The sequence below is a fragment of the Caldimonas sp. genome (genome assembly GCF_046289365.1).
Lineage (GTDB): Bacteria > Pseudomonadota > Gammaproteobacteria > Burkholderiales > Burkholderiaceae_C > Caldimonas.
Map to the genome: position 1 here is coordinate 4,183 of NZ_JBKBVU010000206.1, position 1,334 is coordinate 5,516.

The 1,334-nt window shown below is 74.1% G+C and carries 1 protein-coding gene; it reads left to right on the forward strand.

Annotated elements, in window-relative coordinates:
* Positions 1–292: 292 nt before the first annotated feature.
* Positions 293–1,334, forward strand: a 1,042-nt coding sequence (locus ACK42S_RS15320; protein ID WP_409709438.1) for a DUF1631 family protein, incomplete at its 3' end; no start/stop codon positions are given.

Consider the following 1,334-nt stretch of genomic DNA (forward strand, 5'->3'; position numbering starts at 1 on the left):
CCCCCCCCCCCCCCCCCCCCCCCCCCCCCCTCCCCCCCCCCCCCCCCCCCCCCCTCCCCCCCCCGGCCGCGCCCCCGGAAGACATCGTGCTGTTGCGCGAGATTCGCGACGCCCTGAAGAAGTAACCGGACGTTACGCGCGCCGGGCCTGGCGTGGCGAGCCGGCACAGACGACCCGGCCACACCTGTGCCCGATTTGGCACACCGCCGGGCGCAAGCGCCTCCCGGCAGCGCAGCGGGCCCCGGGGGGCGGTTTTCGGGCCATACTGTTTCCTCTTGCAACCGCAAGTGCCATGACCCTGCCCGACCCGCGACTCCACGCCGCCATGCAGGCGGCTGTGCAGAAGATCCTGAACACCGCGTCGTCGACCGCCAGCCGCGTGGTCGACGCGCTGGGCATGCTCGCGCTGTCGGCCAAGAGCAATGCGCAACGCCAGGCCTACATGTCGGCGCAGTTCGACCTGCAGCGCAAGCTGTCGGCCTTCAACATGACGTTCACCTCGGTGCTCAACGAGAAGGTCGCCCAGGAGATCACGCCGCGCGTGGGCAGCGGGCGCAGCCTGGCCAGCACCGACTGGTCCTCGCTCAGCCTGGTGGGCGACAGCGAGGTCGAGGAGCAAGTCACGGCCCATCGGCTCGGCCTGGAGATCGAGCACGAGTGCGAGTGGGAGCTGCGCGAACTGGATGCCTACATGGGCTCGCTGCTGGGCCTGGGACGGCCCGACCCGGAGCGCAACCCCGTCCGGCCGGACGTCATCGGCAAGGCGCTGTTCCGCAGCATCGAAGTGGTGAGCCCGGAGGCCGCCGTGCGCAAGACGCTGGCCAGTGAATTGGGCCACGGGTTGGCCAAGTCGATGCGCCAGTGTTATGGGGCGATCGTCGCCGACCTCAGCGCGCGGGGGATCCAGCCGGTGGGTCTGGCTGTGCGCAGCGCCGTCATCTCGGGCACCGGCGGCGTCACGGCCCCGGCCGTGCCTTTTCGCAGCACCGGGGGCGGCCCCCTGGCCGACCAGCGCCAGGCGGCACAGGCCCTGAGCGCCCTGTTCGGCGTGCCCGCGCCGGCCGGCTTCGGGCCCAGCGGTGCAGGCGTCTTGGGCAGCACCGCCCCCGGTCCGAGCGGGGCGGGCGGTCTGCCGGTCAGCGGCGCGGCGGCCCTGGGCGGGGCGGGTGGCCCGTCCGGCCAGGGTGGACTGGGCGGCCTCGGCCGCCCGGGGGCACCGGCCGGGGCCGACGCGCAGATGCTGGATGTCATCCGCCGCCTGGCCTATCTGACCAGCGGCCCGGGCGCGCTGGACGGCGTGAGCACAGGCGGCTGGAGCACCAGCGGGGCCGGGC